This window comes from Frankia sp. KB5, from assembly GCF_002099325.1.
Lineage (GTDB): Bacteria > Actinomycetota > Actinomycetes > Frankiales > Frankiaceae > Frankia > Frankia casuarinae.
Window position 1 is genome coordinate 1 of sequence record NZ_MRUJ01000096.1, and the last position, 8,966, is coordinate 8,966.

At 71.7% G+C, this 8,966-nt stretch carries 8 protein-coding genes; 5 read left to right on the top strand and 3 right to left on the bottom strand.

Annotated elements, in window-relative coordinates:
* The 3 genes from KBI5_RS10810 to hisD all read right to left on the bottom strand — a co-directional run.
* Positions 1-386, bottom strand: a 386-nt coding sequence (locus KBI5_RS10810) for an imidazoleglycerol-phosphate dehydratase (RefSeq protein WP_085015160.1), incomplete at its 3' end; no start/stop codon positions are given.
* Between the two features lie 63 nt (positions 387-449).
* Positions 450-1,643, bottom strand: a complete 1,194-nt coding sequence (locus KBI5_RS10815) for a histidinol-phosphate transaminase (RefSeq protein WP_011437411.1) — start codon at positions 1,641-1,643, stop codon at positions 450-452.
* Positions 1,640-2,935 (bottom strand): histidinol dehydrogenase, encoded by a 1,296-nt coding sequence (gene hisD / locus KBI5_RS10820; protein WP_011437412.1) that lies wholly within the window; start codon positions 2,933-2,935, stop codon positions 1,640-1,642. The genes KBI5_RS10815 and hisD overlap by 4 nt, the downstream gene beginning before the upstream one ends.
* Before the next feature lie 70 nt (positions 2,936-3,005).
* On the opposite strand from hisD, the gene KBI5_RS10825 reads away from it, so the two are divergent.
* The 5 genes from KBI5_RS10825 to KBI5_RS10845 form a co-directional block, all read left to right on the top strand.
* Entirely contained in the window at positions 3,006-4,838 is a 1,833-nt protein-coding gene (locus KBI5_RS10825; RefSeq protein ID WP_011437413.1) for a bis-aminopropyl spermidine synthase family protein, read from the top strand.
* A 3-nt stretch (positions 4,839-4,841) separates the two neighbouring features.
* A complete protein-coding gene (locus KBI5_RS10830) occupies positions 4,842-5,729 on the top strand; it encodes a response regulator transcription factor (protein ID WP_241882817.1) in 888 nt (295 codons plus the stop codon).
* Positions 5,730-5,742: 13 nt separating this feature from the next.
* The gene (locus tag KBI5_RS10835; RefSeq protein WP_085015163.1) at positions 5,743-7,473 is read left to right on the top strand and encodes a HAMP domain-containing sensor histidine kinase; all 1,731 of its coding nucleotides are present in this window, start codon (positions 5,743-5,745) and stop codon (positions 7,471-7,473) included.
* Positions 7,474-7,618: 145 nt separating this feature from the next.
* A complete protein-coding gene (locus tag KBI5_RS10840; RefSeq protein WP_011437416.1) occupies positions 7,619-8,377 on the top strand; it encodes a class I SAM-dependent methyltransferase in 759 nt (252 codons plus the stop codon).
* Positions 8,378-8,592: 215 nt separating this feature from the next.
* Positions 8,593-8,966 (top strand): Rrf2 family transcriptional regulator (locus tag KBI5_RS10845; protein WP_085015162.1); only part of this gene is annotated, 374 nt, incomplete at its 3' end.

The following is an 8,966-nucleotide window of genomic DNA, read 5'->3' on the forward strand; positions in this document are numbered from 1 at the left end:
GTTCCGATCATCCCGACGAGATCCGGTTCGACGTGCACGCAGTACGGCCGGCCGGACAGGTCGACGGCGGCTTGGGCGAGCGCCTCGTCCAGCGGGACGGTGGCATCCCCGAACCGGCGGATACCCGCCTTGTCGCCGAGCGCCTCGCGCAGGGCGGACCCGAAGGCGATCGAGGTGTCCTCGACGGTGTGGTGGGCGTCGATGTGCAGATCCCCCCGGGTACGCACGGTGAGGTCGAACCCGCCGTGCTTGCCGAGCTGGGACAGCATGTGGTCGAAGAACGGGACGCCGGTGTCCGACGAGGAGATTCCCGTCCCGTCGAGGTCGAGCTCGACCAGGACGTCCGACTCCAACGTCTTGCGTTCGATTCGCGCGGTGCGTGCCATCGGGGGCTTCCTCGGTCTCTGTAGATCTCAGGCCGGGCCAGGGGCTCAGGCCGGGCCAGGGGCTCAGGCGGTGGCGAGGCTGATGACACCGTCCGCGCCGATGACGCTGCCGGTGAGAGTTCTGCCCAGCGCCCCGAGAAACGCGTCCACCTCGTTCGGCAGCCCGGCGGTGACCCGCAGCCAGCCGGTCAGACCGACATCGCGGACCAACACTCCCGCGTCCAACAGGCTCTGCCACACCGCCCGCTGATCGGCGAACCGGCCGAAGAACACGAAGTTGGCGTCGCTCGGAGCCAGCCGCAGACCGAGCGCCGGCAACTCCCGGACGATGCGGTCGCGCTGGGCCTTGACCGCCTCCACCGTGCCGAGCAGCTCGTCGGCGTGCGCGAGCGCCGTGCGCGCGACGGCCTGGGTGAAGCTCGACAGGTGGTAGGGCAGCCGCACCAGGTACAGCGAGTCCACCACGGCGGGGTGCGCGGCAAGATAGCCTACCCGGGCACCGGCCAGCGCGAACGCCTTGCTCATTGTCCGGGTGACGACGAGCCGCGGATGACGGGGCAGCAGCGTCAGCGTGCTGGGCACGCCGGCCCGGCGGAACTCGGCGTAGGCCTCGTCGACGACGACCATGCCGCTGCCGGTGGCCTCCACCGCCTCACAGGCGGCGGCGACGACCTCGGGCGGCAGGGCCGTGCCCGTCGGATTGTTCGGTGAGCAGAGGAAGACCAGGGCGGGTCGGTGCCGGGCGATCGCGTCGGTGACCACGGCCGGGGAGAGCGTGAAGTCCTCCGCTCGCTGCCCGGCCACCCACTCGGTGGCGGTGGCCAGCGCGATGAGGCGGTGCATCGAGTAGGACGGCTCGAACCCGAGCGCCACCCGACCGGGCCCGCCGAACGCCTGGAGGAGCTGCTGGAGGATCTCGTTGGAGCCGTTGGCGGCCCAGACCTGACTGGTGTGCACGCCGAAGCCGGCGTCCGGTGTCAGGTAGTAGGCGAGGTCGGCACGCAGCGCCTCGGCGTCCCGGTCGGGATAGCGGTTCGCCTCGGTGGCGGCGAGGGCCGCGGCCTTGCCGATGGCGTCGACCAGCCCGACCGACGGCGGGTGCGGGTTCTCGTTGGTGTTGAGCCGCACCGGCACGTCGAGCTGCGGAGCGCCGTAGGGCGAGAGCCCGCGCAGGCTGTCGCGCAGCGGCAGGCCGTCAGCGTCCCACGGGCGCCACGGCCGGTCCTCGGCACCGCTCCCGGCCGCCTTGAATATCATCGGAGTCGAACCTCCACCGCGTCGACGTGAGCTGTGAGGTCCTCCGCCCCGCCGAGCGCGGCGATACGCGGGGCGACGGCGGCGAGCCCCTCCCGCGTGCACTCGACCACCTGGACCTGACGTTGGAAGGCGGTGACCGCCAGACCGCTGGAATGCCGGGCGGTGCCGCCGGTGGGCAGGACGTGGTTGGACCCGGCCAGGTAGTCGCCGAGCGGGACGGGAGCGTAGTCGCCGACGAAGACCGCTCCGGCGTGGCGCACCCGGGCGGCGACCGCGGCGGCGTCCGCGGTGTGGATCTCCAGATGCTCGGCGGCCCAGCCGTCCGCCACCGCGAGACCCGCGTCGACGTCCGCGACGAGCGCGACCGCCCCCTGGCCGGCGAGCGACTCCGCCACCCGCTCCCGGTGGCGGGTGGCGGGCACCTGCTTGCCGAGCTCGACGTCGACCGCGTCGGCGAGTTCCACCGACGGGGTGATCAGCAGGCAGGCGGCCATCGGGTCGTGCTCGGCCTGGGCGATGAGGTCGGCTGCGACGAAGGCCGGATCCGCGGTGGCGTCGGCGAGGATCGCGACCTCGGTCGGGCCCGCCTCGGCGTCCACCCCGACGACCCCACGCAGCAGGCGCTTGGCCGCCGTGACGTAGACGTTGCCGGGCCCGGTGATCACATCGACCGGCGGGCAGCTCGTGGTCCCGTAGGCGGCCATCGCCACGGCCTGGGCTCCGCCGGCCGCGTAGACCTCCTCGACACCGAGCAGCGCGCAGGCGGCGAGGATCACCGGATGCGGCAGCCCGCCGTTGTCCTTCTGCGGCGGGGAGAAGACCGCGAGCGAGCCGACCCCGGCCTCCTGGGCGGGCACGACGTTCATCACGACGCTGCTGGGGTAGGCGACCCGCCCGCCCGGCACGTACAGGCCGACCCGCTCCACCGGCACCCAGCGCTGCGTCACCGTGGTGCCGGGCGCGACCTCGATCGCCACCGGCTCCCGCAGCTGCGCACGGTGCACCAGCCGAGTCCGGCGGATCGCCTCGGTCAGCGCGTCGCGCACGGCCGGATCCAGGACATCCGCGGCGGCGGCGAGAACCTGGGCGGGCACCCGCAGGCTCGGCGGGCGGACCCCGTCGAACCGCTCCGCGGCGGCGAGGACGGCCGCGTCGCCGCGGTCCCGCACGTCCGCACAGACCGGCCGGACCGCATCGACGGCGACGTCGACGTCGACGTCGGCCCGCGGCAGTAGCCGTCGGATCTCGGCTGCGGCAGGCACCGCGCCACGCAGATCAAGCCTTCTGAGCACGACAAGAGATTAGCTGGCCTCGGCGGGACCGGTAGAATCGTGTGTCCGCCGCAGGTGCGACGCTGGTTGCGTGTCCCCTCCACATACCCTGTCAGGACCGGATCACCCGGGCCGGGCGCCGGGTCCGGCCGAATCCGGCGAGTCGTTGGCGACCCTGCTGGCGGGCTACCGGGTGCATGCCCGGGCGCCTCGCGCGGCGGTGGCGGCGCTGACCGAGCAGCCACGCACCCTGCGCCAGCTGGTCCAGAGTTCGGGCCTGCCCCGACGGAGCGTGGAGGAGATCCTCGCCAGCCTCGGCGACGATCTGCGGACCGGCCCCGACGGGCGTCACGTGCTGCGCCCCGCGTCGATCGACCGCTACCGCGGCCTGATCCGCTATGACGAGCTGAGCGGACAGACTCCGCTCGATCCCCTCGCCGCCGTGATCACCCGCCACGGTCCGCTGGTCACGACCATGCATGATCTCATCGCTGCCGCGCCCCGACCGCGGGCCGACCTCGACCACGTACCCGCGACGGCGACGACCGTCGTGCGCCGGGCCGTCTGGCTGCGGACGCGTTACGACCTGCGCGGCGCGCATCTGCTGTGCATAGGTGATCATGATCTCACCTCGCTGGCGGCGGTCTCGTTGATCGACGGGCTCACCGTGACCGTCGTCGACATCGACGACGAGCTGCTCGCCTACCTGGACAGCTCGGCCCGGTCGTTGGACGTCCGGCTGCGGTGCCTCTACGCCGACCTGCGCTTCGGCCTGCCGCCGGCGGTGGTGGGCACAGCCGATCTGGCATTCACCGATCCGCCCTACACCCCGGAGGGCGTGGCGCTGTTCACCGGGCGCGGCGCGCAGGGTCTCGCGGACCGCGAACATGGTCGCGTCCTGCTGGCCTACGGGTTCAGCGACCGGGTACCGACGCTGGGTTGGAAGGTGCAGCGGGCACTGATCGATCAGGGCTTCGTGTTCGAGGCCATCTGGCCAGGCTTCCACGTCTACGAGGGCGCGGAGGCGGTGGGCGCCAGAGCCGACATGTACGTCTGCCAGCCGACCCCGGCCACCTGGAAGCAGCTGGACCGCTCGGCCACGGCGGCCACAACCGCGACGGCCGCCATCTACACCCGGGGCCGGCAGTCCACGCAGAGTCGGCCGACGCGCCTGACCGCCCCGGTCCTCGACGCGGTGGCCGCCTTCCTCGCCACCGGCCCGGCGGGTCGCGCCGTGTTCGTTGGCGAGCGGCGGGAGGTCGACGCGGTCCACGTGCGTCTCGCGACCGTGTTCGACCGGGGGCTGCCCGCGTTCGCCTCGACCGGCCCCGGCTCCTCGACCGGCCCCGGCGCCTCAACCGAGGACGGAACGGTCAGCGTGGCCACCGACCTGTCGGACGATCCGGGCCCCTGGCTGACCAGGCTCCTCCTGGCGGTCAACGCGGACCGGCTCGCCGTCGTCGTCTCCTCCGATCATCCCGATCTGGGCGTCCGCCGCCGGCGGGCCCAGGATGACCCGCTGCGGCAGCTGCGGGCGAAGTGGACCGCCACCCCCGCCCGGGACCTCGGGGACCTGCGGCTCGTGACGTTCACGGCCGTCGGCCCGGCGGCGCTCGCCCCCGCCGACCGGCTCGCCCGGTGGCTGCTGGACCGCCCGCATGGCAAGATCGGCAACGTCTGGCGGGACGGGCTCATCCGGATCGTCCGGGAGGATTCGGGGCGCACGCTCTCCCAGCGCGACGCCCGGGCCGCCGTGACCCGGGCCGCGCGCGATCCCGACCTGCTGGCCGCCCGACTGATCGATCTTCCCCGGCACGCCCTCGAGGGAATCCTCGCCGCGGTGTCGTCCGGCGACACGCTGCCGGCCGAGCCGGTGAGACCGGGCTGGATCCGGCAAAATGGGCAGACGCTGCGAAACGAGTAGATATTGACGGAATCGGAGCTGGCGACGGCGGAATCGCGGTGGCACCCGCGGGGCCGGCGGCCGGACGCGCCCGGCGCCGCCTACTGTCATGCTATGGCGACGCTTGCAGGCAACGGCTCCCGAGCACACGCATCAGACCTGCAGCGGTATCCCGATCCCGCCGGCGCCCGGGTACTGGTGGTCGAGGACGACGACGGCCTCGGTACCCAGCTCGTGCGCGGTCTGGACCGGGCCGGCTACACCGCCGACCGGGTGCGGACCGGGGAGGCCGCGCTCGCCCGGGTCGAGGGCGTGTCCCCGCCCGACCTCGTGCTCCTGGACCTGGGGCTGCCCGACATCGACGGCGCGGAGGTGTGCCGGCGCATCCGCGAGCGCGGGGACACCCCCGTGATCGTGGTGACGGCTCGGGGGGACGAGGCGGACCGGGTCGAGGCCTTGGACCTCGGTTCCGACGACTACCTGGTCAAACCATTCGGATTCGCCGAACTGCTGGCCCGGATACGGGCGGTGCGGCGGCGCGCCGCCCGGGCCACCGGTGAGAGCTCCGACGTGGTCCGGCACGGACCGCTCGTCCTCGACCGGCGCAGCCGGCGGATCTCCGTCGACGGCCGTCCGGTCCAGGTGACGGCGCGGGAGTACGATCTGCTGGCCTTCCTGGCCCGCGATCCCGGCCGGGTCCGGACCCGACGGGAGATCTTCACCGCTGTCTGGGGCGACTGGTTCGGCTCATCGAAGGTCCTCGACGTACACATCGGCGCGATCCGCCGCAAGCTCGGGATTCCCGAACTGATCGAAACGGTGTACGGGGTCGGCTTCCGCCTGGGCGGGYCGCCGACACCCGGCGCCGATCCGACCCCCGGTGACCGGAGCGCGCCACCCCTCGGCCGATGACCCGGCACATCCAATGACCCGGYGCATCCTGGCCGCCCAGCTCGCGCTCACGACGGCGCTGCTTGTCGGCCTGTGCGTCCCGATGGGGCTCGACGCCACCCGTCACGACCGGGCGCTGTTCGGCCTGCGGCTCACGGCCGCGATGCAGGCCTACTGCGCCGAGGTGAAGTGGCGGCGACTGTCCGCCGGCGCGGCCCCGCTGCCCGCCGCCGTACGCGACAGTACGGCCGTGCCACCGGACGAGCTCCGGCTGTTCGACCCGAACGGTACGCCCGTGGCCGACACCGGTGACGACATCCCGATCATGGGCTGGGATCTGGATCGGGCCCGCCGGGAGAACGTGGTCATCAACCCGAACGCGGCCAATCGACACCGGATGATCCTTGTTGCTCCGGTGTCCAACGCGCAGGGTCTGGTCGGCATCCTGGCCGTCGCGCGCAGCGATGCCGGGCTGCGCGCCTCGATCATCCACCGGTGGACGATGATCGCCCTCGCGGGCGTCCTGGTCACGCTGGCCGCATTGGGGATCTCGATACTGCTGGCCCGCTGGGTGGGCCGGCCGCTGCGCCGGCTCGAGCAGGCAGCGACCGAACTCGGTGCCGGTGATCTCACGATCCGGGCCAGAGCCGTCGGTGGCCCGCCCGAGGCACGCAAACTTGCCACGACGTTCGACGCGATGGCGGGACGGCTCCAGTTGCTGGTCGACAGCCAGCGCCGGTTCCTCGCCGACGTCTCCCACCAGATCCGCACCCCGCTGACGGCGATGCGCCTGCGCCTGGAGCTGCTGCAACAGGACGTGGACGCGGACACCACCGACGAGGTCGCGGGCACCCTGGTCGAGGTGCACCGGCTCTCCCGGATGGTCGACGGGCTGCTGGCGGTCTCCCGGGCCGAGCATGCGCCGATCCCGACCCAGCCGATCCCCCTCGCGGTCGTCGCCGAGGAACGATGCCTGATCTGGYGACCGGTCGCAGCCGCCGCCGGAGTGACGCTGACCTGCGACGTCGACGCGGACCAGGTCGTCCAGTGCACCCCGGGGCACCTGGAGCAGATCCTCGACAATCTCCTCAGCAACGCGCTGGAGGCCACCCCGTCCGGCGGCCGGGTCAGCGTCACGTCCGGGACGAACCCACCGGCCCAGCCACGCCCGGTGGGCGCCGGAGGCACCGCGGAGGCGGGCCTCGGGACGGGGAGCGCCGCGGACGAGTTGGACGAGATGAACGTCACCGGGCCGCAGAGCACCATGACGGCGGAAAGCATGACGGCGGAAAGCATGACGCGGCTCACGGTCGCCGACAGCGGACGCGGCATGAGCGCCGAGCAGCGGGCCGCCGCCTTCCGCCGGTTCAGCTCCAACCTCAGTGCCGACCAGCGAGAAGCCGACCAGCGAGGAGAGGTGCCCGGCCGGGCCGATCGGCGCGGGAACGGCCTCGGGCTCGCCATCGTGCATGCCCTGACGACCGCCGACGGCGGGACGGTCACTCTGGCCGAGGGTGACAACGGGGGTCTGTGCGTCGTCCTTGACCTGCCCCGGACACATCCAGACCGACGGCCGACGGCCGCCCGGCCGGCACCCGCGCAGAGATCCGTGGACGCGGCGGGCGGCACCCGCATCGCGGCCACGCCGGGTTCTGGGGGCACGGACGGCCCGGGCCCTCGGCGGACATCGGCCACCATCCACGAACTACTGGAAGTAGTGGATTACGTCACGACAGATTACGCCATGGCCGACGACAGGCCGTGACGACCGGACAACGGCTTCACCGGACTCCCGATTAACTAGATGATCTTTACTGGTTCTTTCCGAGCCGAGGAGCGGTCCGTAACCACAATGCGCCCCGGGCCAGTTATTTTCGAACTGAGCCACCAGGGATGGAGTTCCACTGATCATGGCAAAAAGTCCGGCACAGAAGATTCGTGAAGTCGCGACAACCGGCGTCGGCACGCTTCGCCGCGAAGGCGCAAAAAACGGCAAGGGATTGAAATCAGCCTATCTGGCCGATCCGATCCACAGCTATCTGACGGAGCACAGCTCACCTCCGGATCCGATCCTCGACGCGCTCTCCGCCGTGACGGCGACGCTCCCCGAGGCGGAGATGCAGGTACCGGCCGAGCAGGGGACGTTCCTGACCATCCTGACGGCCTCGATCGCCCCGCGCCGCGCGGTCGAGATCGGTACCTTCACCGGCTATTCCGCGCTGTGCATCGCACGGGGTCTGCCCCCCGGCGGCCGACTTCTCTGCCTGGACATCAGCGCGGAATGGACCTCGATCGCCCGCCAGTACTGGGCTCGGGCCGGTGTTTCCGATCACATCGACCTCGCCCTCGGACCGGCGGCGGACAGTCTCGGCATGCTCCCCGAAGAACCCACCTTCGACCTGGCGTTCATCGACGCGGACAAGACCTCGTATAGGAGGTATTACGAGCTTCTCTTTCCCCGGATGAACCCGAACGGGGTCATCATCGTCGATAATGTGCTGCAGTATGGGCACGTGGTGCGCTCCCACTCGGACAATCCTGCTGTCGTCGCCGTCAAACAGTTCAACGAGCTTCTCGCCGGCGACTCCCGGGTACAGGTTGTCATGCTGCCCATTGCGGACGGACTGACCATCGTCCGGAAACTGCCCTCGCCGCGGACACCCGTATAGGCTCCCCCGGCCGGGGGTCCGCGGTCGCCATGAGGAGACCGGCACCGGCCGGTGCCGGCCAGTGCCGGCGCGGTGTCACACCCCCGGCCGCGCTCCCGCCGAGGTCTGACCTCGGCAGGCGGCACCCGTGGGACGCAGGTGCCGTCGGGACAATCTTCTACGAAGAGTAGAAGGCAAGATGGTCGGGTGACCGTCACCTCGACAGGCGCGCTCCCATGCACCTGACCCAGTCGACCGACCTGGCGCTGCGGGCGCTTATGCTCACGGCCACCCGGGAGGATCGCCTCACCGTCCGCGACCTCTCGAAAGCCCTCGATGTTCCGCTCACCCACATGGCGAAGATCGTGCAACGCCTCCAGCGGCTCGACCTCGTGGTCACCGTGCGCGGGCGCACCGGCGGGGTACTGCTCGCCCCAGGCGCGACGCAGGTCACCGTCGGGCACATCGTCCGTGCCCTCGAGGGCACGGACGAGTTCGTCTCCTGCGACGGTCCCCCGTGCCCGCTGCGATGCGCCTGCCGACTGCGCCCCCTCCTGCGACGAGCCCAGGAGAACTTCCTGGTCACGCTCGACGAGGTGACCCTCGCCGA

Coding starts and splice junctions, on each gene's coding strand:
- KBI5_RS10815 (WP_011437411.1), bottom strand. CDS start 1,643: ATGATATTCAAGGCGGCCGGGAGCGGTGCCGAGGACCGGCCGTGGCGC.
- KBI5_RS10840 (WP_011437416.1), top strand. CDS start 7,619: ATGGCAAAAAGTCCGGCACAGAAGATTCGTGAAGTCGCGACAACCGGC.